The 22,646-nt window shown below is 69.3% G+C and carries 19 protein-coding genes and 1 pseudogene; 12 read left to right on the top strand and 8 right to left on the bottom strand.

Annotation, left to right across the window (positions count from 1 at the left end; all coding sequences use genetic code 11):
- Positions 1–58 precede the first annotated feature (58 nt).
- Both Q0568_RS17185 and Q0568_RS06170 read left to right on the top strand, forming a co-directional pair.
- Positions 59–346 (top strand): annotated as a pseudogene (locus Q0568_RS17185) (type IV toxin-antitoxin system AbiEi family antitoxin domain-containing protein); the annotation flags it as partial.
- 318 nt (positions 347–664) lie between these two features.
- Positions 665–1,225 carry a hypothetical protein gene (locus Q0568_RS06170; protein ID WP_298863870.1) on the top strand — a complete coding sequence of 187 codons (561 nt, stop codon included), beginning with the start codon at positions 665–667 and terminating at the stop codon, positions 1,223–1,225.
- Here Q0568_RS06170 and Q0568_RS06165 read toward each other — a convergent pair.
- A complete protein-coding gene (locus Q0568_RS06165; protein WP_298863867.1) occupies positions 1,170–1,931 on the bottom strand; it encodes an alpha/beta hydrolase in 762 nt (253 codons plus the stop codon). The genes Q0568_RS06170 and Q0568_RS06165 overlap by 56 nt on opposite strands.
- A gap of 38 nt (positions 1,932–1,969) precedes the next feature.
- On the opposite strand from Q0568_RS06165, the gene Q0568_RS06160 reads away from it, so the two are divergent.
- Both Q0568_RS06160 and Q0568_RS06155 read left to right on the top strand, forming a co-directional pair.
- Positions 1,970–2,851 (top strand): patatin-like phospholipase family protein, encoded by an 882-nt coding sequence (locus Q0568_RS06160; RefSeq protein WP_298863865.1) that lies wholly within the window; start codon positions 1,970–1,972, stop codon positions 2,849–2,851.
- A 142-nt stretch (positions 2,852–2,993) separates the two neighbouring features.
- The gene (locus Q0568_RS06155) at positions 2,994–3,887 is read left to right on the top strand and encodes a DUF2510 domain-containing protein (protein WP_298863862.1); all 894 of its coding nucleotides are present in this window, start codon (positions 2,994–2,996) and stop codon (positions 3,885–3,887) included.
- A 30-nt stretch (positions 3,888–3,917) separates the two neighbouring features.
- Here Q0568_RS06155 and Q0568_RS06150 read toward each other — a convergent pair whose 3' ends face one another.
- The 6 genes from Q0568_RS06150 to Q0568_RS06125 form a co-directional block, all read right to left on the bottom strand.
- Entirely contained in the window at positions 3,918–6,569 is a 2,652-nt protein-coding gene (locus Q0568_RS06150; protein WP_298863859.1) for a penicillin acylase family protein, read from the bottom strand.
- Between the two features lie 142 nt (positions 6,570–6,711).
- The gene (locus Q0568_RS06145; protein ID WP_298863856.1) at positions 6,712–8,907 is read right to left on the bottom strand and encodes a YhgE/Pip domain-containing protein; all 2,196 of its coding nucleotides are present in this window, start codon (positions 8,905–8,907) and stop codon (positions 6,712–6,714) included.
- A complete protein-coding gene (locus tag Q0568_RS06140; RefSeq protein WP_298863853.1) occupies positions 8,883–11,594 on the bottom strand; it encodes a YhgE/Pip domain-containing protein in 2,712 nt (903 codons plus the stop codon). The genes Q0568_RS06145 and Q0568_RS06140 overlap by 25 nt, the downstream gene beginning before the upstream one ends.
- Before the next feature lie 44 nt (positions 11,595–11,638).
- Complete coding sequence (locus Q0568_RS06135) at positions 11,639–12,295, bottom strand: TetR/AcrR family transcriptional regulator (protein WP_298863850.1); 657 nt, start codon at positions 12,293–12,295, stop codon at positions 11,639–11,641.
- Positions 12,296–12,451: 156 nt separating this feature from the next.
- A complete protein-coding gene (argG, locus tag Q0568_RS06130; RefSeq protein WP_298863847.1) occupies positions 12,452–13,882 on the bottom strand; it encodes an argininosuccinate synthase in 1,431 nt (476 codons plus the stop codon).
- 84 nt (positions 13,883–13,966) lie between these two features.
- A complete protein-coding gene (locus tag Q0568_RS06125; RefSeq protein ID WP_298863844.1) occupies positions 13,967–14,482 on the bottom strand; it encodes a MarR family transcriptional regulator in 516 nt (171 codons plus the stop codon).
- A 114-nt stretch (positions 14,483–14,596) separates the two neighbouring features.
- On the opposite strand from Q0568_RS06125, the gene idi reads away from it, so the two are divergent.
- Genes idi through Q0568_RS06085 form a run of 8 tightly spaced genes read left to right on the top strand, consistent with a single transcriptional unit; the run spans position 14,597 to position 21,655 of the window.
- Complete coding sequence (gene idi / locus Q0568_RS06120) at positions 14,597–15,133, top strand: isopentenyl-diphosphate Delta-isomerase (RefSeq protein ID WP_298863841.1); 537 nt, start codon at positions 14,597–14,599, stop codon at positions 15,131–15,133.
- The gene (locus tag Q0568_RS06115) at positions 15,126–16,190 is read left to right on the top strand and encodes a polyprenyl synthetase family protein (protein WP_298863839.1); all 1,065 of its coding nucleotides are present in this window, start codon (positions 15,126–15,128) and stop codon (positions 16,188–16,190) included. The genes idi and Q0568_RS06115 overlap by 8 nt, the downstream gene beginning before the upstream one ends.
- A complete protein-coding gene (locus tag Q0568_RS06110; protein ID WP_298863838.1) occupies positions 16,187–17,065 on the top strand; it encodes a squalene/phytoene synthase family protein in 879 nt (292 codons plus the stop codon). Before Q0568_RS06115 ends, Q0568_RS06110 begins: the two co-directional genes overlap by 4 nt.
- Entirely contained in the window at positions 17,062–18,627 is a 1,566-nt protein-coding gene (gene crtI, locus Q0568_RS06105) for a phytoene desaturase family protein (RefSeq protein ID WP_298863836.1), read from the top strand. The genes Q0568_RS06110 and crtI overlap by 4 nt, the downstream gene beginning before the upstream one ends.
- Entirely contained in the window at positions 18,624–18,947 is a 324-nt protein-coding gene (locus Q0568_RS06100; RefSeq protein WP_298863833.1) for a lycopene cyclase domain-containing protein, read from the top strand. Before crtI ends, Q0568_RS06100 begins: the two co-directional genes overlap by 4 nt.
- Positions 18,944–19,279 (top strand): lycopene cyclase domain-containing protein, encoded by a 336-nt coding sequence (locus Q0568_RS06095; RefSeq protein ID WP_298863829.1) that lies wholly within the window; start codon positions 18,944–18,946, stop codon positions 19,277–19,279. Before Q0568_RS06100 ends, Q0568_RS06095 begins: the two co-directional genes overlap by 4 nt.
- Positions 19,272–20,162, top strand: a complete 891-nt coding sequence (locus tag Q0568_RS06090; protein WP_298863826.1) for a prenyltransferase — start codon at positions 19,272–19,274, stop codon at positions 20,160–20,162. Before Q0568_RS06095 ends, Q0568_RS06090 begins: the two co-directional genes overlap by 8 nt.
- Complete coding sequence (locus tag Q0568_RS06085) at positions 20,159–21,655, top strand: SDR family oxidoreductase (RefSeq protein WP_298863823.1); 1,497 nt, start codon at positions 20,159–20,161, stop codon at positions 21,653–21,655. The genes Q0568_RS06090 and Q0568_RS06085 overlap by 4 nt, the downstream gene beginning before the upstream one ends.
- Here Q0568_RS06085 and Q0568_RS06080 read toward each other — a convergent pair.
- Positions 21,642–22,574 carry an N-acetylglucosamine kinase gene (locus tag Q0568_RS06080; protein ID WP_298863820.1) on the bottom strand — a complete coding sequence of 311 codons (933 nt, stop codon included), beginning with the start codon at positions 22,572–22,574 and terminating at the stop codon, positions 21,642–21,644. The genes Q0568_RS06085 and Q0568_RS06080 overlap by 14 nt on opposite strands.
- Positions 22,575–22,646: the final 72 nt, after the last annotated feature.

The raw sequence follows: 22,646 nt of genomic DNA, 5'->3' as shown, positions 1-22,646 counted from the left end.
ACCCTGTGGATCTCCGGAGTTGTGAACAGCAGGTGCTCCTGAAGCGCCCGCTGCCGGCATGCCCGCCGCGAACGCATCCCGCGGGCCCTGCGAACAGGCGTCCTGCACACGCGGTGAATTGTGTCGAGTTGTCCACACCTACCGGGAATCCGGCGCAGTACACGGGGCGAGATCGGACAGGATCGCAGGCATGTCGAAGAACGCACCAACCCCCGCCGAACGTCTCAGGGATGTCCGCAGCGCGGGGATCCTCACGCGTGACAATCTGTGCTCAGCGGGACTCAAGCCGCGAGACATCACCGCGGCCGTGCGCTCGGGGCAGTTCATTCGCCTCCGGCGCGGCGTGTATGCATCACCGGACTTGCCGACGGAGGTGGCCGACGCCGTGCGAGTCGGCGGACGCATCGCGTGCGTCACTCTGCTGAAGATGATCGGCGTCTTCGTCCTGGAAGCACCTGGAACTCATGTGCACGTGCCGTCGCATCTCTCGCGAAGCCGACGCCGCAGGCACGAGGGGATCACGCTGCATTGGGAACGGCGTGAGGACCACGAACTGCCCCACATCGTGTCGGTGGCAGACGCGGTGCGGCAGTCCGTTCGCTGCCAGACTCCGCGAGCGGCGATCGCGACTCTCGACAGCGTCGTACATCACCGTCTGCTGACGATGGACCAGCTCCAGGAGATCTTCCGAGAACTGCCGCAGCGGTTCCATGTGCTGTTGGCACTGGTCGATCCCTCCGCCGAGTCCGGACCGGAGACGTTCATGCGGCTGCTGTTGAGAGCACTGGGCCTGCCATTCGAGACCCAGGTCCGGATCCCGGGCATCGGCCGCGTCGATTTCGTCGTGGACGGTTGGCTGATCATCGAATGCGACAGCAGGGAGTTCCACGAGGGCTGGGACAAGCAGGTGGAGGACCGATTCCGGGACATGGCCGCTGCACGACTGGGCTACGTCACGATTCGACCGCTTGCCACTGACCTCTTCCGCCGGGCGGACGAGGTCGGCGCGGCGGTCGCTGAGATCTTCGGCGCCCTGGGCCCGCAGCTCACCGCTCCCCGCCGTTCACAACTCCGGAGATCCAAGCGCCCAGCCGCAGAGAAGCCGTCGATAGGCGCAGACACCGTCCAGATCTCCGGAGTTATGAACCCGGCGGCTCCGCTCACCGCGCTCACAGCCCGCGCACGAACTCCAGGATCTCCGCCGCGGCGAGTCCGGAATCGCTGATGAGCGTGCCGTGACCGTGGTCGGGGATCTCCGCGAACCGGGCATCCGGAACCAGGGTCAGGATCCTGCGGCACCAGTCCATCGGCGCCAGCGGGTCGCGCGAGCCGCGCAGCACCAGCGTCGGCACCTGCACGCGTGGGTACGCCTTCTCGGGCTCGTGCACGATGGTGGCGCGCATCTTGCGGATGAGATTCGGGCCGCCGCGCAGGTACTCCCGCGCTCCGCGCCACAGCACGGTCGGGCGTTCACCGATCAGGTCGCGCAGCAGGTACGAACCCTGCACGCGGATGCTGCGGGCGGTGCTGTCCACGGTGGGGCCGGCCAGGATCAGTCCAGCGACGACATTCGGATGCCGTGCGGCGACCTCCGCGGCGATCTGGCTGCCCATCGAGTGCCCGAGCACCACGGCATCCGCGATGCCGCGCAAGCGCAGGAAGGTCGCGACGAGGTCGGCGTGCCGCTCCATGGTCAGCGTGCGCTCGGGCTCGGGAGCCTCGCCGAAACCAGGCAGGTCGATGCCGATCACCCGGCCGCTCAGCCGTCGGATCAGGTCGATGTAGACGCAGCGGCCCATGCCGATGCCGTGCAGCAGCACGATCGGGTGCGGCCCGGACCCGAAGTCCTCGAACACGAGCGCCGCCCCGCCGTGCGCGAATTCCCCGAGCTCGACGACGGCATCCTCGGGGGCGAGCAGGCGTTCGGGCATCCATCCACGCTACCCGGAGTGCTATCGTCGTCTCCCGCATGAACACTGACAGCACCAGCACCGCGCTCGTCCTGGGCGGCGGTGGATCCTCCGGCAACGCCTGGCTCATCGGCGTGGTGGCTGGCCTGCTCGAGGCCGGCGTCGACGTCACACGCGCCGACCTGATCGTCGGCACCTCGGCCGGCGCGACCACGGCCGCGCAGTTGCTGGGCGGCTCGCCGCGCGGGCTCTACGAGGCCACCATCGCGCCGCTGCCGCCCGCGGATGGTCGCCCGGCAGGCGGCCCTCGCGCGAGCCGTCCCGGCATCAACCACCTCGAGCGCACGACGGCGATCATCGCGGCATCCTCAGGTCCTGAGGACATGCGGCGCCGGCTCGCGGCATCCGCCCTGGAACTCGACGCGATCGACGACGGCAGCTCCTCGCAGCGCTGGCGCGAGATCACCGCCTCCCGTCTTCCGTCGTCGGAGTGGCCCGCGCAGCGGATGCTGATCACCGCCGTCGACGCGCGCACCGGCGAGCCCGTGATCTTCGACCACGACAGCGGGGTGCCGCTGGCGGATGCCGTGGCAGCCAGCACCTCGAGCGGCCTGCCCCACCGCATCGGCGACGCCCGATTCATCGACGGCGGCTACCGGACCAACGCCGACAACGCGGATCTGGCGGCAGGTCACGACCGTGTTCTGGTGCTCTCGCCGTTCGGCGGGCGCACGCGCTCGCCGCGGGAGTGGGGCCTGCACCTGGTGGATCAGGTGCAGACGCTGCGTGCTGCGGGGAGCCTGGTCGAGACGGTGTTCCCCGACGACGACAGCCTCTTCGGCGCTGCGGCGATGAACCCGCGACTTCGCGCGCCCGCGGCAAGGGCCGGGCACGAGCAGGGTGTGGCGCTGGCCGAACGGGTCGGCGCGCTCTGGAGCTGAATCCGTCGAGGGCGATTGTCGAGAGCATGCAGAGAGCATGTTCTCTGCACGCGGACAGATCGCCTGAGGCGTGCCGGCTGCGCTTGTACGATCGTCCAGGAGGCTCGGCCGGAGTGCCGGTGAGCCGAAGGGGGGGCGGAGTATGACAGCTCAGGCAGGGTGGTATCCGGCGGGCGCACCAGGCAGGGAGCGCTGGTGGGACGGCACGCAGTGGACGGCCTACGAGCGCGAAGTCACAGCCCCCGAGCGGTTCACATCGCCGGACGCAGCGGCTCAGGTCCCCGCGGTGCAGCAGCCGGCCCCGCAGCAGCAGGTTCAACAGTTCCAGGCCACCCCGCAGTTCCGGCCCGCAGGTCCTCCGATGGGCTGGTACGTCGCTCCGAACGACGGAAAGACGCGCTGGTGGAACGGCATGCGCTGGTCCGCATACTACCTGCGCCAGGGCCGTGTCGCTGCCGAACCCTACGCACTCGAACCTCCGTCTCTGGGCTGGGTGCTCGGTTCGTGCTTCCTGCTGATCGGCCTGGTGAACCTCCTGGTCGGCAGGGACACGCGGGTCATCGCGATCGTCTTCTCCGTGATCGGCGTCCTCTGGATGATCGGGGCCGGTCGTGGCACGGCGCGCGCCAAGGTGCCGGCGCCGCAGACGGCCCCATCGCTCGACCCCGCACTGCGGCCGTTCCCCGGCGAGGCCGAGAGCGCCGGCGCCGGCTGGTACCCGGTGTCCGCGAGCGCGCAGCGGTGGTGGACGGGCACCCGCTGGGCGCAGTACATCCTGGAGCGCGGTGTCGTGCAGCCCCGCCAGTTCGGCCCCCGCTCGCACCGGGTGATGATGATCGTCAGCTGGATCTTCGCCGGCCTCGGGGCCCTGGGTGCGCTGCTGGGCGCCGTGCTGCTGGGCAGCGACGCGAGCGGTGGCATCGCCCTGCTCGTCGTCGGCATCCTGATTCTGCTGATGGGCGGTGTGCTGCTGCTGGTCACCTGGGCGCGGCGCTTCTCGATGATCCTGCCGACCTCGCCGCCGCCGATCCGCTGATCAGCCCCCGTTCTGCACGAGCGGGAAGGGTCAGGGCTTCAGCACCAGGGTGTCCGTCGCCGCGGCCGTGACGGCCTTCCGCGAGAAGGCCCAGGGCTTCTGGATGCCGGCAGCCCAGTCCACGGTCTGATCCGTGTAGTGCTCGTTGAACGCGTGCCCGCTGGCACCGGTCAGGTGGATCCAGGTGGACTTGTCGAAGTCCGCCAGATCCACGATCATGCGCATGGACGGCACGGTGGTGGTCGCGTACGACTCGCCGAGGATCCAGCCGGTGGCATTCACCACCGATGATCCGCCGCTCACGGAGTACGGCCCGCGATTGAACAGCATCTCGATGGGCTTGATGCCCGACGAGCCCAGCGTGGAGCTGGTGAGCGTGAGCGCATGAAGCGTGCCCCAGTTCCACCCCGTGACGTCCTCGCCCTGCAGCTTCGACAGCTCGGAGTACGCCTGCTTCGCCGACAGGGCGAGCATCTCATCCATGCCGGTCACCCCCAGGCGGTCGTTGCTCCACAGCGGGTCGGAGGGATTGTCGAGCAGGGTGCCGACGACCGTGAACAGCCGACCCTGGTCGCCCACAGGCAGCGGCACCTCTCGATCGGTGAACACGTTGTGCACCAGGTTCGACCACAGCACGTTGGCGTACGCGGCGGCGGGGGAGTCGGCCCGGTTCTGCGCGTCCCAGGTGCGCAGCAGCTCCGCCGCGGCCTTCGGTCCCTTGCCCTCGACCGTGACATCGCCCATGGCGGCCGCCAGCTGCTTGCCGATCCACATCTCGTCGTCCAGCTGGATCTCGTGCAGGCCCTTGCCCGTCAGCGGGCCGGTGGCGGACTTGCGCTCGATGAGATGCGAGATGCGCGCGGCGCGGTATCCGTAGTCCCAGTCGCGGGAGAGGAAGTACGGGTAGTCGTCGGTGACGATCGCGTTGTTGGCGGTGACGATGTACCCCTCGGGCGGGTTGTACGACACGGGCAGCTCGTCGAAGGGGATGAATCCCGTCCAGTCGTAGGCGCTGTCCCAGCCGGGCTGCGGCAGCCAGCCGTCGCCCGCACCGCGGATGGGCAGCCGGCCCGGCGCCTGGTATCCGATGTTGCCCTTCTTATCGGCGTAGATGAGGTTCTGCGCCGGCACGTCGAACAGGGATGCCGCGTGACGGAAGTCCTTGAAATCGGATGCCGTGTCCAGCGCGAAGATCGCGCTGGCCGTCGTGCCGGGATCCAGCGCCGTCCATCGCAGGCTCACGGCGTAGTCGCCGGTCATCGTCGTGTCCGCGGTGGCGCTGGGCACATCGGTCACTGCCTTGCCGATCTCGGCCGACGGATGCTTCGCGATGGCCGTGAAGTCGTCCGTGAGCCCCGAGATGATCGGCCCGTGCACCGTGCGGCGGATGGTCAGCGGCACGTCCTTGCCGCCCGCCACCCTGATGACGTCCTTCTTCACCTCCAGGGGGACCAGCGCGCCGTCGCGCCAGTACTGGTCGCCCTGCACCTTCTCGATGTACAGGTCGGCCACGTCGGTGGTGAGGTTGGTGAAGCCCCACGCGATCTTGCCGTTGTGGCCGATGACGACGCCTGGGAGGCCCGAGAACGTGAATCCCGCCACGTCGAACGGGCAGTCCGCCGAGACCTTCGAGCACTTCAGCTGCATCTGATACCAGACCGACGGGAGTGCGGCTCCCAGGTGCGGGTCGTTGGCCAGCAGCGGCTTGCCGCTGGCGGTCAGATCGCCCGAGACCACCCACGAGTTCGAGCCGATGCCCTCGCCGAGGGGCCCGATCAGCATGCTCGCGGCCTCGATCACGCTGTCGGCCTGCTGCCACTGGACGGTCTGCAGCGCCTGCCCGACATCGGTGCCGGTGCCGCCGGTGAATGCGGCCGGCTTCGCGGCGGGTTCGGCATCCGCCGCCGGTGCATCGGTGGTGATCTTCGGCACGATCACCGGGTTCTGCGCGAACGGGTATGCCGGGTACACCTTCTCGATGAGCGCCTGGGCATCGGCATCCGATTCCCCGGCCTTGTCGAGATCCGCCGCCAGCAGCGCGCGGTCGGTCTCGTCCACGATGTTGGTGCGCAGATCCCAGGCCATCGCCTTCAGCCACGCGACGGAGTCGGCGGGCTGCCACGGCTCGGGCTTGTAGTCGGGATTCTGGATGCCGAGCACGGCGTACTCCAGCGACAGGTCGGCGCCGGAGCGCGAAGCGAGGTAGGCGTTCACGCCGTCGGCGTAGGCCTGGTAGTAGCCGCGGGTGGTGTCGTCCAGGGCATCCACCTCCTGCTGCGCGACCTCGTGCCAGCCCAGCGTGCGCAGGAACTTGTCGGTGGCCACCTGCGAGGGGCCGAACATCTCGGCGACCCGACCCGAGGTGACGTGCCGGCGGAAGTCCATCTCGAAGAACCGATCCTGCGCGTGCACGAATCCCTGGGCGAAGAACAGGTCGTCGGTCGACGACGCCGTGACGGTGGGCACGCCCAGAGCGTCGCGCTGCACGGTGACGCTCTCGTGCAGGCCCTTGACGGTCAGCTCACCCGAGGTCTGCGGGAAGGAGCGCTGGATCGTCCAGGCGAGGAAGAACGCGGCGGCGGTCGCCAGTACCAGCACGGATGCCAGCACGATGAACGCGATGCGGCCGATCCTTGCGGCGATCGAGGGGCGGGATGGTGCTGCAGCAGTGGCTGACGACATCGGCTGGTCTCCCATGAGTCGTGGGACTCCGTGTCACGGAGCGTGGGCGCGCGTCTCGGGTAAGCGCATGCCCTGGCATCCTATCCAGTCGTTCCGGCCGCGAATATCTGCACCGGGTACGAGAAAGTCCTGGTCGGACGGCTCACATGAGCTTGGTCGACTCCAGTGCGCGCACGGTCTTCTGCGTGAAGCCCATCAGCGGAACCCGCAGCACGAGCCCCAGCAGCAGCGCCGGGATGACGAACGCGAGAAGCCAACCCAGCGAGACCCAGTAGTCGTTGCGGTAGATCCCGGCGATGGCGGCGCGCATGGCGTTCACGGCGTGCGTGGCGGGCAGGAACGGACTCACGTTCTGGAACCACTGCGGCAGCACCTGCAGAGGGTAGGCGCCGCCGGAGCCGGAGATCTGGATCACCAGCAGCAGCACCGCCAGCGCCTTGCCCGCGCTGCCGAACGCCACGACGAACGTGTAGATGATCAGCGTGAAGACCAGCGAACTGACCCAGCCGGCCAGGATCAGCAGAAGCGGATGCTGGGGCTGCACCTGCGTGAACAGCACGCTGCCCACGCTCACGACCGTGGCCTGCAGGAATCCGACCAGCGCGAAGATGCCGAACCTGCCGAGGTACGTCTGCGCGGGGGAGAGGTCCTCCGCCTCGTCGGCGGGCGGGTCCACGCGGATCGACACGGCGATCAGCAGCGACCCGACCCAGAGCGCGAGCACGGTGTACAGCGGAGTCATCGCGGCACCGAAGCTCACCACGGAGTACACCGGCACGCGCGTGAGCGCCACCGGCTGTGCCAGGTGCGCGGCGAGATCCTTCGGGTCGGATCCGATGGCCTTCGACAGGTCGCTCAGGTCGCCGGTGTCGATGGCCTTGGTCAGCGCGGCATCCAGTGCGTCGAACCTGTCGGCGGTCTGGGTCAGCGACGCCGAGATCCCGGAAGTCAGGGATCCGGCATCCGTCAGCGCCGAGCGCAGCGAGTCGGAGCCGCTCAGCGACTTCGTGACCGACGAGAGCTGCCCGCCGATGCCCTTGACGTCCTTGCCGATGGTGGCCAGCGTGCCCGCGAGCTTCTCGAGTTTCGGCTTCAGGCTGTCGGTGTAGCTCGCGTGGGCGTTCTGCACGGCGGCCTTCGCCTGGGCGATGAGCCTGGTGATCTCGGCGTGCGTGGCCTGCGCGTCGCCGTTGCCGGTGGTGATCTGCGTGGCGGCGTCGACCAGCCGGGTCTGCAGAGCCTGCTCGCGCGCGATGGCGGCGTCGAGACGGGACACCGCCTGATCGAACGAGTCCAGCTGAGCGGCCGGGATCAGCGGACGCACGGTGTTCACCAGGTCGTCGCGGATCGCCTGATGCTGATCGACCTGCGTCTGCACGCGGTCGGCGATGGCGCGGATGCTGTCCGCCGAGCTGCCCGCCTGCGCACCCATCGCGGCGAAGGCCCGATCGACGCTGTCGGCCACGGCCTGGTAGCTGTCGGCCGTGCCGGCCAGGGCGCTGCCGAGGGCCGCGGTGGTCGAGTCGAGCACGCTCTTCAGCGACTGCGCGGCGTCCTTGCCGCTTCCCAGCGCGCCGGTGGCGCCGCGCAGCGCATCGCCGGAGGAGGTCACGAGCCCGGACGCGCTGTCGACCAGCGGCAGGGTGGAGGAGATCAGCGAGCCGAACATGTCGGCGGTGTCGGCATCGGAGCGCAGCTGCGCGGAGACCGCGCCGACGTGCGCCTGAAGCCGCGACAGGGCCGCCTGCGTGTCGGCGGAGTCCAGGTAGCTCGACAGCGAGGTGATGATGTTCAGCCCCGCTTCGCCGAGCGTCTCGGTGAACGCCTCGTTGATGGTGGTGGAGACCTCGCCGGCGCCCTGCTCGGTGATCTTCGGCGCCAGCGCGTTCTTCTTCTCGTTGATGTAGTACTCGATGCTGGTGCGCTGCGACCCGTTCGAGTAGAAGGTCATCATGTCGGCGCTGAAGGTGGGCGGCAGCACGATCGCGGCGTAGTAGTCGCCGGAGCGGGTGCCGTCGATGGCGTCCTTCTTCGAGGTGAACACCCAGTTCAGGTCGTGATTCGCGCGCAGCGCGGACAGCACCTGCTCGCCCACGTTCAGGCGCAGCGGCACGAGGTCGCTCTGGTAGCCCGTGTCGGTGCTGGCGACGGCGACCGTGAGGTTCTTGGTGTTCTCGAACGGGTTCCAGCTGGCGATCACGTTGAACCAGGTGAACAGTGAGGGGATCACGATCAGGCCGAACAGCACGATGACGGCCATCACGTTCGTGGTGGCGCGGCGCAGGTCGTGCCGGAGCACATGCAGGATGCCGTTCACGCGAGCCCCTGCCCTTCCCATGCGTACTCCTCCTGATCCGGCCCTTCGCTCCCCGCGCCGCGATGTTCCTGGGCCGCTGAGGTCGGCTCAGGGCGTCTGCCGTCCCGGGTCTCTGAGCCTGTCGCCTGTACTGAGCGAGCGGTAGCGAGTCGAAGTGAAGCGTCGTCGACCGTCCACGGCGCACCTTCGTCGATCAGGGCCAGCCGCAGCTCGGCATCCGGCAGTGCGCTCACCTCGGATGCGGTGTGGATGCTGTGCTTGATGTACTCCATCGTGACCAGCGTCGCGATGATGATCAGCGTCCACAGCGCCCACAGGCCCAGCATGGTGGCCTTGACATCGGGCAGCAGCCAGGCGGCGACGCCCAGCACCGCGATGCCCGCCGCGGCCACGATCGCCACCAGTCGCAGCCGTGTCGGGTACCGGTGGGTGAATCGCCGGGAGCGCTCGGCGACCTCGGCGCGGAATCCGTCGCCGTCGGTCAGCGCGTGGATGATCTCGGGAGTGCGGCGGCGGCCGGTGATCTGCACGTCCTCGCTGACCAGCAGGCGGCTCTCGGCCAGCCGGCGGTTGAACAGCAGCGCGAAGCTTCCCAGCCGGCGGCGCAGGAAGAGCCCCAGTCCGAAGGCCAGCAGCGCGTAGACCGACAGCGCGCCCATGAACCGCCACCAGTCGCCGCCGGAGAAGCCGCTGATGGTCTCGCGCAGCGCGTCGATGCCGTAGGTGAACGGCAGGAACGGGTACAGCCCGCGGAAGAAGTCCGGCATCATCTCGATCGGATACAGGCCCGAGGCGCCGGGGATCTGGAAGATCACCAGCAGGATGCACAGGCCCTTGCCCACGTAGCCGAAGCACACCGACAGGGCGTAGATGATGCTCAGGTAGACCAGGCCGATGAGCACGCTGGTGCCCACGAACGCGAAGGCGTTCGCGGTCTGCACGCCGATGACGATGTTCCCCACCGACACGACCACGGCCTGGAACACGGCGATGCAGGCGAACAGCAGCCAGCGGCCCAGGTACGCCTGGCGTACGGTGATGCCCTCGACTCCCTCGCTGTCGACCTCCAGCTTCATGATGACCACCAGCACGAAGGCGCCGATCCACAGCGACAGGTTCGTGAACAGCGCGGCCATCGCGGAGCCGTAGGCGGGGGTGGGGAAGAGCACGTTCTGGTGCACCTCGACGGGGGATGCCATGAAGTTCGCGATCTGTGCGGGATCGAGACCGCTGACGGTGCTGAGCTTCTTCCAGATATCGGCCGAGCTGAGCGCCGTGACATCGGTGCGCACGCCGTCGAGGCTCGTCTGCGCGCCGGCGAGGTTGCCGTCCAGCGCGCCCAGGGCCGTCTTCGTGCTCTCCAGCTGGGTGCCGAGACCGGCCAGCAGCTTCTGCGCCTGGGTGATCTGCGAGCGCTGGGCGTCGAGCGCCGCCGAGAATCCGTCAGCGCCGGCGGACAGCACAGACATGGCGCTGTTCAGTTCGGGCACGCTCTGGCTGAGCGCAGTGCGGATGGCGCTCGCCGAGGTCGCGGCCTGCTGGGTGGCGGCATCCACGGCGTCTGCCGACGAGGTGACCGAGTCGATGGTGGTCGACACGTCGGTGTTCAGCTGCTTCAGCTGGTCGAGCACCTTCTGGTCGGCGTCGTTGCGCTGCTGCAGCGCGTCGATGGAGGCGCGCAGCCTCTGCGCGGCATCCGATGCCTGGTCGGTGTTCTGCAGCACCTGCTGCAGCTGCGCCAGCGCGTCGCCGTTGGACTTCACCACGGCCGACAGGTCGTCGATGGCCGTGCCCACGGCGACGTTCGCCTGCTGCAGCCCCGCCGAGAGGGTCGCGACCGAACCGCTCATCTTCGCCGACGCGTCGGCGATCAGGGTCGCGCCGTCGACGTACGCGCTGGTGACGGAGTCGGTGACCAGCAGCAGCTCCTGCTGTGCCTCGGATGCCAGCGTCTGCGCCTGCTTCACGGCGCTCTGCACGTCGCGCAGCGTCTTGTCGACATCGCCGAGAGCAGCGGATGCCGTGGACAGGCGTCCCTGGGCATCCGTCAGCCCGGTCTGCAGCTCGGTGATGCGGGTGCGGGCGTCGCCGACCTTCGCGACGGCATCGTCGAGGGCCCCGACCGTGTTGTCGCGGGCGTCGCCGAGGCGGTCCTCGGCATCCGTTCCCGCCGTCTTCAGCTGCTGGCTGACGGCCTTCGAGACCGTCGACACGAAGGTGCTGTTGATCTGCTTGTCGAGCGTGGAGGCTCCGACATCCGTGATCTTCGGTGCGATCGCGTTGGCCTTCTCGTTGACGTAGTACTTCAGCTCGGGCTGGACGAACGTGCCGGTCGTGATGCTGAGGAAGTCGCTGCTGAAATCGGGCGGGATGACGATGGCGGCATACGCGTCGCCGCTGCGGACGGCATCCATCGCCTCTTTCTCGTCGAGGAACCGCCAGCCCAGCTGGTGATCCTTCTTCAGCTCGCCGACGAGTTCGCCGCCGACGTCGATATGTCCCGTCAGATCAGAAGTCGCACCGGTGTCCTGGTTGACGATGGCGACGGCGACGTGCTGCGTGTTGGAGTACGGGTCCCAGAACGCGACGATGTTGAACCACGCGTACAGCGACGGGGTGATGATGACGCCGATGATGATGATCCAGGCCTTGCTGACGCGCGCGAGTCGGCCGAGGTCGCGGCGGAGCACGGTCCATGCGTTCGGCATCGCGCCCCCTCCCGACCGGTCTGCGGTTTTCTGAGCATAGGATCTCACGCGATCGGCTCCGGGCCATCGGTGGTCGGAGGTGTGGACTCCGTCGCAGGCGGGACGGTGAGGTCGGGGTGCGCGGCCAGGAGGGCGTCGGTCTCCCGCCAGGACAGACCGGCGATGCTCAGCACCGTGCGTACTGCGACATTCGCGGCATCGGCGCCTGTGGCATCCGCTCGGGAGACGACGGCGCGCGCGATCTCCTCGATCAGGCGGGCGAGCACCGGAGTGGCCAGGTCGGTGCGGAACGCGCCGTCGTCCTGGCCGCGGCGCACGAGTCCGGCGACGGCCGCGCGCAGCGGCGCGAGGGCGGAGGCGGTGTGCTCGACATGGGCGTCGTCGAGGGCGAGCGCGGCGGCGACCTGCACGTGCGTGGCCTCCTGCCACAGGCGTGCTGCCAGCCGGGCCAGTGCGATGCGGGGGTCGGCGTCGGAGACCCCGGCGGCGATGGCGTTGAAGCGCTGCGCGCCGGCGGAGATCAGTTCTCGGATCAGCGCGTCGCGGTCGGCGAAGTGCCCGTACAGCGTGCGCCGGCTCAGGCCCGCGGCGCGCGCGATGACGTCGACGGAGGCGTGCGGGTCGGCGGCCAGCGCCGTGCGTGCGGCATCCAGGATGCCGGCGCGGTTGGCGCGCGCGTCGGCACGGGCAGGGCGGTTCATGACCTCAATGGTACGTAAGTTGCACATTGCTGTGCAACTTGGCTGGGGAGATTCCCAGCATCCGTACCGGCGACGACGAACCCCGACCCTTCGACAGGCTCAGGGACTGGGTTGCTGAGCCTGTCGAAGCATCGGGGCTTCGGAGGAGTGGGTGCGTCAGTCGGTGCCGGTGTCGAACGCGGCACCCTCGGATGCCGCATCGACGGCCTCCGCGAGCTCCTCGTCCACGGTCTCGGATGCCGAGATCTCGGCCGCTCCGCCGGCGGTGACCTTGCCGACCAGCTCGCCGGTGGCGCCCCCGACCAGGCCGAGGTGCGCGTACTGCTCCAGGCGCGAGCGCGAGTCGGCGATGTCGAGGTTGCGCATGGTCAGCTGGCCGATGCGGTCGACCGGGCCGAAGGCGGCATCTCCCACGCGCTCCATGGAGAGCTTCTCGGGCCCGTACGACAGGTTCGGCGAGACGGTGTCGAGGATGGTCCAGTCCTCGCCGCGGCGCAGGCGGATGGTGACGGTGCCGGAGATGGTCAGGCCCACCCAGCGCTGGATCGACTCGCGCAGCATGAGCGACTGCGGCTCCAGCCAGCGGCCCTCGTACATCAGGCGGCCCAGGCGGCGGCCCTGCTCGTGGTAGGTCGCGAGGGTGTCCTCGTTGAGGATGCCGTTGACCAGGCGCTCGTAGGCGATGAACAGCAGCGCCATGCCGGGGGCCTCGTAGATGCCGCGGGACTTCGCCTCGATGATGCGGTTCTCGATCTGGTCGCTCATGCCCAGGCCGTGCCGGCCGCCGATCGTGTTGGCCTCCATGACCAGCGCCACCGGGTCGGTGTACTCAGTGCCGTTCAGCGCCACCGGGCGCCCGCCCTCGAACGTGACCGTGACGTCCTCGGTCTCGATGGCGACAGACGGGTCCCAGAACTTCACGCCCATGATCGGGTCGACGGTCTCCAGCGACACGTTCAGGTGCTCGAGGGTCTTCGCCTCGTGCGTGGCACCCCAGATGTTGGCGTCCGTCGAGTACGCCTTCTCGGCGGAGTCGCGGTACGGGAATCCGCGTTCGACGAGCCACTCGCTCATCTCCTGCCGACCGCCGAGCTGGGTCACGAAGTCGGCGTCGAGCCACGGCTTGTAGATGCGCAGGCGCGGGTTGGCCAGCAGGCCGTAGCGGTAGAACCGCTCGATGTCGTTGCCCTTGTAGGTGGAGCCGTCGCCCCAGATGTTGACGTCGTCGTCCAGCATGGCGCGCACCAGCAGCGTGCCGGTGACGGCACGGCCCAGGGGAGTGGTGTTGAAGTAGGTGCGTCCGCCGGAGCGGATGTGGAACGCGCCGCATGACAAGGCGACGAAGCCCTCCTCGACCAGCGCCGTCTTCGCGTCGACCAGGCGCGAGGCCTCGGCGCCGTACTCCAGTGCCCGGCCGGGGATCGAGGCGATGTCGCTCTCGTCGTACTGCCCGAGGTCGCCGGTGTAGGTGAAGGGGATCGCACCCTTCTCGCGCATCCACGCGACGGCGACGGAGGTGTCAAGCCCTCCGGAGAAAGCGATGCCGACCTTTTCGCCGACGGGGAGGGACTGGAGCACCTTGGACATGCGCTCAAGTCTATCGGCGTGTCGCGGCGTGCCCTGGCGTGCGTCGACGCGGCAGAGGGGCTGGTCGCCGCTGCGGACCGGTGCTCAGGGAGCCGCCAGTTCGCCCTGAGGCGCGTCGGCCTCGATCATCGCCTTCAGGAAGCGGATCACGGTCTCGCGCTCGTGCGCATCGAGCGACGCGACTGCCGAGAATCGCCTCGCGTGCTGGCGGCCGATCGTGTCGTGCGCCGAGCGGCGCGTGGACTCCGTCACCCGCAGGCACATGGTGCGTCTGTCGCTCGGGTGCGGCACGCGGGTCACGTGCCCGCCGTCGACGAGGCGGTCGATGAGCTTCGTGGTGGACGCGCTGGAGATGCCCACCTCGCGGGCGATGTCCTTGGGGGTGACCAGGAGGCCCTGCTCCTGGGAGCGGATCATCATCCTTATCGCGCGCATGTCGCTGTCGTTGAGCTTCATGTAGCGCCTGGAGGCCTCCGACAGTGCCCGTGCAGCGGCCTGCCACCGTCGCATCCCCTCGAGCACGCGGAAGCAGGACTCGACGTCGTCCTGGGTCATGCCGGAGCGGTCGATCAGGTTCGAATCCTTGGAGAAGTACTGCATGGCGACCTTCCTGCGCTCGACGCTTCACGGCGCGTGCGTGAGTTCATCCTACCTGGTACGCTAGGCATACCTCTTTCTTGGCTAACGAAATCGGGTGGTGGTGACGTGGAGGAGATGGTCGTACTCGTGGACGAGCACGGCGCGCCGACCGGCGAGGCCCCGAAGCGGACCGTGCACGGCAGGTCGACACCTCGTCACCTCGCCTTCTCGTGTCACCTCATCGACCGCCGAGGGCGTCTGCTGGTGACCAGGCGGGCCCTGGCCAAGCGCACCTGGCCGGGCGTCTGGACGAATGCGCTGTGCGGGCATCCGATACCGGGTGAATCGATGGAGGATGCCGTGCGTCGTCGAGCCTGGTTCGAACTGGGAGTGGAGATCGCGGACATCACCTGCGTGCTGCCGGACTTCGGATACACGGCGCGCGATGCGTCCGGCATCCAGGAGAACGAGCACTGCCCGGTGTTCATCGCAGAGGTGACGAGCCCGTTGATCCCGCACCCCGACGAGGTGAGCGAGGTGGAATGGACGACGGTGGATGGCTTGACGGCGGCCGCCTCGGCCGCGCCGTGGGCTTTCAGTCCGTGGCTGGTAGGCCATCTGCCCGCGCTTGCCCCTCACCTGGCCGAAGCCGTGGCGAGGCGCCATGCGTGAGCAGGCCGTCGGCGTCCGCCCGGCGACTGACGTCTTCGAGATGAGGTTCAGTGAGATCGTCCGGCGCGGGTCTGAGCGTTCTCGGGGCTTCTCTGCCCAGTACACGCAGCTCTGGGAGTCGCTGGAGAGGATCGCGGCTGGCGGCAAGCGGATCCGCCCTCGCACCCTTTTGGGCGCCTATGCCGCCCTGGGCGGCACTGACCAGTCCACGGCCGTGGACGCGGCGTGCGCGATCGAGCTCCTGCATCTCGCGCTGGTGATCCACGACGATGTGATCGATCGCGACCTCGTCCGGCGCGGGGAGATGAACATCACCGGGCGCTTCGCGGCGGATGCCGTGGTGCGCGGCGCGTCTCCGGAAGCCGCGCGGGCATGGGGCGAGGCGTCGTCACTGTTGGCCGGGGACCTCATGCTCACGGCTGCTCATTCGCTTCTCGCACGCCTCGATGTGTCTCGTGAGCGTCGAGAGGCCATCCTCGACGTGTTCGATGACGCGGTTTTCGAGAGTGCGGCGGGAGAGCACGACGACGTCTGGCTGAGTCTGCACCTGGAGGGGTATTCGTCGCAGCAGGTGCTGGAGATGGTCGATCGCAAGACCGCGTCGTACTCCTTCGCCGCACCGCTGCTGATCGCCGGCATCCTCGCCGGCGCGCCGACAGACCTCATCGCCGAGCTGAGCGACATCGCCCGGCGCATAGGGGTCGTCTACCAGCTGCGCGACGACGTTCTCGGTCTCTTCGGCGACGAGCGGCAGACGGGAAAGTCGGCGCTGAGCGATCTGCGCGCCGGGAAGGAGACGCTGCTGATCGCCTGCGCCCGGTCGGATCCGGCCTGGAACGTGGTCAGCGCGCTCTTCGGTGATGCGGACCTCGGCGCAGCCGACGCTCAACTGCTGCGGAGCGTGATCGAGGAATCGGGCGCGGTCGTCTTCGTCGAGTCGGTGATCGCCGAGCGCTGCGACGAGGTGAACCGGCTGGTCGCAGCATCCGCCCTGCCGGAGGCCCTGCGCGAGCAGCTGCTCTCGCTGACCCGCGCCTGCGCCTCGAGGGCCTCATGAAAGGGCTGGACCTGTACACCGAGACGGCGAAGACGAGCGCGGGGGTCGTCATCCGCCGGTACTCCACCTCGTTCAGCTGGGCCAGTCGCCTGTTCGAGCGACCGGTGCGGGAGCACATCGCCCGCGTCTACGCCCTGGTGCGCCTGGCGGACGAGATCGTCGACGGCCCTGCCGAGGAGGCCGGTCTGGACGTGCGGATGCGAGAGAAGCTGCTCGACGAGCTGGAGGACGAGACGGAGCGCGCGCTGCGAATCGGGTTCAGCACGAACCTCGTGGTGCACGCGTTCGCCCTGACGGCGCGCGAGCACGGCTTCGGGATGGAGCTGTGCACGCCGTTCTTCGCGTCGATGAGGAGGGACCTCGACGAAGAGGTCTGGGATGCCGACGCGCTCGACGACTACATCTACGGCTCGGCGGAGGTCGTCGGACTCATGTGCCTCGCGGTGTTCGAATCACGCCGCTCACGGGGCGGCGCCCCCGCCCGCAGCGGCGATCAGGATCGCACCCTGCACGACGGGGCGCGCCGGCTGGGAGCGGCATTCCAGAAGGTCAACTTCTTGCGGGACTTCGCCGACGACCGCGGCGCGCTGGGCCGCACCTACTTCGCCGAGACCGCGGACGGGCTGACCGACGACGCGAAGGCTCGCATCGTCGCGTCGATCCGTGCCGACCTTCGCGCCGCAGACCAGGCGGTTCCGCTGCTCGACCGCGCGTGCCGCGCACCGGTCTGGGCGGCTCAGGCCCTGTTCCGCGAGCTCACCGATCGCATCGAGGCCACGCCCGCCGAGGTGCTGGCGACCACGCGCGTGCGCGTGCCCGATGCTGTCAAGGCGCGCATCCTGGTGCGCGCACTCGCCGTGAAGGCGATGCGATGAGCTCTTCCCGGGTGGTCGTCATCGGCGGGGGAGTGAGCGGCCTCGCGACCGCATGCCTGCTGGCCCGCGATGGGCACAGCGTCACCCTGCTCGAGCGCAGCGGTGAGCTCGGCGGCCGGGCGGGTGCGTGGGAGCAGGGCGGCTTCGCCTTCGACACAGGGCCGTCCTGGTACCTCATGCCGGAGGTGTTCGATCACTTCTACCGGATGATGGGCACCAGCACCGACGAGCAGCTCGATCTGGTGCCGCTCGAGCCCGGCTACCGGGTCTACGCCCAGACGCCGGGTCCGCGGCACGGCGTGCCGGCGGCGACGGATGTCGGTGCCGGCGCCGACCGGGTCGCGGCGCTGTTCGAGAGCCGTGAGCCCGGGTCGGGCGCCCGGGTGCGCCGCTACCTGGCATCCGCCAGCAGGACGTACCGCGCGGCGGTCTCGTCGTTCCTCTACAACCCGTTCTCGTCGTGGCGCAGCTTCACCTCGGCCTCGGTGCTGACGGCCGCTCCGGCCGTTCTGCCGCTGCTGGTCCGCTCGCTGTGGTCTTTCATCAGCCGCCGGTTCAGCGACCCGTTGCTGCGCAAGATCCTCGGCTATCCCGCCGTGTTCCTGGGCACGTCGCCGTTCGAGGCCCCGGCGCTCTACCACCTGATGAGCCACATGGATCTCGTCGACGGCGTGCAGTACCCGATGGGCGGGTTCCGCTCGTTCGTGTCGTCACTGGCCGAGCTGGCGCGAGCTGCGGGAGTGGAGATCCGCACCGGAAGCGACGTCGTGCGCATCGCCAGCGAGCACGGTCGCGTCAGCGCCGTGGAGTTCGTGCAGGACGGCCGGAGGCAGCGACTGGATGCCGACATCGTCGTCTCGGCGATCGATGAGCACCACACCGAGACCGTGCTGCTGGCCCCGGGCGACCGCTCCTACCGCCCGCGACGGTGGCGCAGGCAGGTCACGGGACCGAGCGCGGTGCTGGTGCTGCTCGGCATCCGCGGGGCGCTGCCCGAGCTGCCGCACCACACGCTGTTCTTCTCGGACGACTGGCGCGAGAACTTCGACGCGATCTTCGGCGCCTCCCCGCGCGTGCCTCAGCCGCCGTCGATCTACGTCTGCAAACCCAGCGCCACCGACGACGCGGTGGCCCCCGCCGACCACGAGAACGTCTTCGTGCTGGTGCCGCTGCCGCCCGACCCGAGCATCGGCCACGGCGGCATCGACCGCGCAGGCGACGAATGGGTCAACCGGATCGCGGATGCGGCGGTCGCGCAGATCGGGCGCTGGGCCGGGATCCCCGACCTCGACTCCAGGATCGTTGTGCGCCGCACGATCGGGCCCGCCGACTTCGAGTCCGACTTCAACACCTTCCGCGGCAGTGCTCTGGGGCCGGCGCACACGCTCAGGCAGAGCGCGTTCCTGCGCGGGGTCACGCGTTCACGAAAGGTGTCTGGGCTGTTCTACGCCGGCGCCACGTCGGTTCCCGGCGTGGGTCTGCCCATGTGCCTGATCAGCGCCGAGCTCGTGCTCAAGCACGTGCGAGGCGACCATTCGGCCGGACCGTCGGAGCTGCGATGAACCTCCTGTACGCGGGAGTGCTCGTGGTCAGCGGCGCCTGCCTGGTGCTGCTCGACGTGCGCTTCTCCCTGGTGCTGCGTCGCAGGCCCGTCGCGGCGGTCGTCGCGCTGGTCGTCGGGCTGGTGTTCTTCATCGGATGGGATGCCGCCGGCATCGCGCTCGGGGTGTTCCGGCATGTCGATTCGCGCTGGGCGAGCGGCATCCTGCTGGCCCCGGAGTTCCCGGTCGAGGAACTGATGTTCCTGCTGTTCCTCACCTACCTGACGCTGATCCTGCTGAGCGGATGGCGGCGCTGGCGCGAGAGCAGGGAGCGACGATGACCTATCTGCTGCTCTCGCTGCCCTTCGTCGCCGCCGGGCTCATCCTGTTCGGGATCGGTGCGGCGCACGCCCGGCGCCGGGACGACCTGCGCCGGTACCTGTCGGCGTGGGGAGTGAGCACGGCCGTCCTGCTGATTCTCACTGCCGTGTTCGACAACGTCATGATCGGCGCGGGCTTCTTCGACTATCGCGAAGACGGCATCTCGGGCATCCGCATCGCGCTGATGCCCGTCGAGGACCTGCTGTATCCGATCGCGGGGGCGCTGCTGCTCAGCGGAGCCTGGCAGCTGCTGGATGCTGCACGCGAACCGGGAGGACGCTCCGATGCCTGACCGCCGTTCCGCAGCGCGCACGTTGCTCGTCGCCTCCCGGCCGCTGAGCTGGATCAACACCGCGTTCCCGTTCGCCGCCGGCTACTTCCTCAGCACCGGGCGGATCGACGCTGCACTCGTGATCGGCACGGTGTTCTTCCTGGTGCCGTACAACCTCACGATGTACGGCGTGAACGACGTGTTCGACTACGAGTCCGACCTCGCCAACCCGCGCAAGGGAGGCGCCGAGGGGGCCAAGCTGCCTCTCGCCCTGCATCGCACCACCCTGTGGATCTCGGCGGTGCTCACGGCGATCTTCGTCGTGGCGCTGGTGATCCTCGGTGCGCAGCGCCCGCTGTCGTGGCTGGTGCTCGCGATCAGCGTGTTCGCCGTGCTCGCGTACTCGGTGCCGCGGCTGCGCTTCAAGGAGATCCCGGTGCTGGACTCGATCACCTCGAGCACGCACTTCGTCACCCCGGCGCTGTACGCCTTCGCGCTCGCCGGCACCACCATCACGCCGCCGCTGATCCTCACGATGGGCGCGTTCTTCTGCTGGGGCATGGCCAGCCACGCCTTCGGCGCCGTGCAGGACATCGTTCCCGACCGCGAGGCGGACATCGGATCCATCGCGACGGCGCTCGGCGCGGCACGCACGGTGCGCTTCGCGATCACACTGTGGGCGCTCGCCGGGGTGCTCATGCTGTTCGCGCCGTGGCCGGCGTCGCTGGCGTCACTTGCCGCCGTGCCGTACATCGCGATCGTCGCCCCCTTCGCCCGGGTGCACGACGCGCACTCCGCGTCGGCCAACCGGGCCTGGCGCCGGTTCCTCGCGATCAACTATGCAGTGGGGTTCGGTGTGACGATGCTGCTGATCCTGTGCAGGACGGAAGGGCTTTTCGCATGACCCGTGTTCTCGTCACCGGGGCCACCGGCTACATCGGCGGGCGGCTCGTGCCGCAACTACTGGACGCGGGACACGACGTGAGCGTCTTCGTCCGCTCGGCATGGAAGCTGCGGGACGTGCCCTGGCGCAGCCGCGTGAAGGTGTTCTCCGGCGACCTGGCCGACCAGATCGCCGCCCGGCGCGCCATGACCGGAATCGAGGTCGCCTTCCACCTGGTGCACTCCATGAGCTCCGGTCGCGGGTTCCGCGCGCTGGAGAGGGAGGGCGCGAGGACCTTCGCGGATGCCGCCGCGGCATCCGGCGTGCGGCGCGTGGTGTACCTGGGCGGTCTGCATCCCCGCGGTGACCGCCTGTCCGAACACCTCGCCTCGCGGGCGGAGGTGGGCCGGGTGCTGCTGGACGCACCCGTCCCCGCCATCGTCTTCCAGGCCGGCATCGTGATCGGCTCGGGCTCGGCGTCGTTCGAGATGATCCGGCACCTGACCGAGGTGCTGCCGTACATGCCCGCCCCGCGCTGGGTGCGCAACCGCGTGCAGCCGATCGCCGTCCGCGACGTTCTGCGCTACCTCGTGCTCTCGGTCGGTGCGCCGGGCGAGCTGAACCGCACGTTCGACATCGGCGGACCCGACATTCTGCGGTACGGCCAGATGATGAACGGCTACGCCGTGGAAGCGGGCCTGCCCCAGCGGCATATCGCCGCGCTTCCCGTGCTGACGCCGTGGCTGGCGTCTCAGTGGGTCAGCCTGGTCAGCCCCATCCCTCGGCAGATCGCGGTGCCGATCATCGCCTCGCTGCAGAACGATTGCGTCATGAACGAGCACGACATCGACCGCGTCATCCCACCCCCGGCCGAGGGACTGCTGCCGTATCGCACCGCCGTGCGCCTCGCGCTCCGGCGCGAGGCCGACGGGGAGGTGGAGACCAGCTGGCAGAGCGCCACTGTTCCCGGTGCGCCGAGTGATCCGCTGCCGAGCGATCCGGATTGGGCCGGTCACACGGTCTTCACCGATGTCCGCGAGCGCAGGAGTGCCACGGCGCCCGAGGCGATCTGGCGCGTGATCGAGGCGATCGGAGGCGAGCAGGGCTGGCATTCGTTCCCGCTGGCGTGGGCGGCCCGCGGCTGGATCGACAGGCTCGTCGGCGGAGTGGGGATGCGCCGTGGCCGCCGGCATCCGTCACGGGTGAACAGCGGCGACGTGATCGATGTGTGGCGGGTCGAGTCCGTGGAACGGGGGCGGATGCTGCGCCTGCGCGCCGAGATGCGGATGCCCGGCCGCGGCTGGCTGGAGATGAGCGTCGAACCGGATGCCGACGGCAGCGTCTACCGCCAGCGGGCCGTCTACTTCCCCAGAGGGCTCAGCGGCCGGCTCTACTGGCTGGTGCTGCTGCCGTTCCACGGCATCATCTTCAACGGCATGGCGCGCAGCATCCTGCACGAGGCGGAGGCCGGCGTCGGGGACTCCGCGCAGGCGAAGGGCGTCAGCCTCGGCTGACGTCCGCGAAGCGCTCGCGGAGCGGATGCCGGGGCCCGAGGCCCGCCAGGGCGACCGCGCCGTCCAGGCCGGAGCCCTGCGGGCTCACGAATCGGGCATCCGGCGCCTCCGAGCGCACGGCGTCGGCGAAGGCGGTGCGGATCAGGTCCGACCCGAACACCCCGCCGATGGCGGCGACGGCGGCGTCGGCCGGGGCCTCGGTCACGCGCAGGGCGGTCAGGGCCGCCAGGGCCAGCTCTCCGGCAGCCTCACGGCAGATGCGCTCGGCCACCTCGTCGCCGGTGGCGGCGAGCAGAGCCGTCGGGGCGGCGAAGGATGCCACGATGCGGACGCGATCCTCGGATGCCTGCAGCGCGATGTACGCCGAGGACAGGTCCGCCCAGCGCTCCTGCGCCACGGCGGTGAGCGAGGTGGCGGGACCACGGCCGTCGTGCGCGCGCATCACGGCATCCAGCGCCGCGCGTCCGATCCAGTAGCCGCTGCCGGCGTCGCCCATGATGTAGCCCCAGCCGTCCACGCGCGTGGAGTGCTCGGGACCCACGCCGAGGGTGACCACTCCGGTGCCGGCCGCGACCACGGCGCCGTACTGATCGCCCAGCGCACCGAGGAACGAGGTGACCGAGTCGTGCGTGACGACGACGCGCTGCACGCCGGCCAGCGTCGGATGCTGCAGCAGCGCGCGCGCCTCTTCATCGGCATCCGTCAGTCCTGAGACGCCGAACGTGACGGTGTGCGGGGTCGTGCCGGAATCCCGGGAGACGGCTTCGACGACGTGGGTGAGCTGACCGAGCAGCGGCCGATCGGTGAGCACGCCGGAGAACAGGGCGTCGCGCACGCCGTCGGGGCGGACCAGTCGCGTCTTGATGCCGGTCTGCCCGGCGTCGATCGCGAGCAGCGTGCGGTGCTGTGCCTCGGACACGTCCATCCCTTCTCGAGACCGATGATCGACCCCGTGCCAGCGTAGGCCACAGGTAGGGCGTTGTGCGGAGGC

The sequence above is a fragment of the uncultured Microbacterium sp. genome (genome assembly GCF_937927635.1).
Taxonomy (GTDB): domain Bacteria; phylum Actinomycetota; class Actinomycetes; order Actinomycetales; family Microbacteriaceae; genus Microbacterium.
This window is presented reverse-complemented; position numbering and strand designations above follow the sequence as displayed.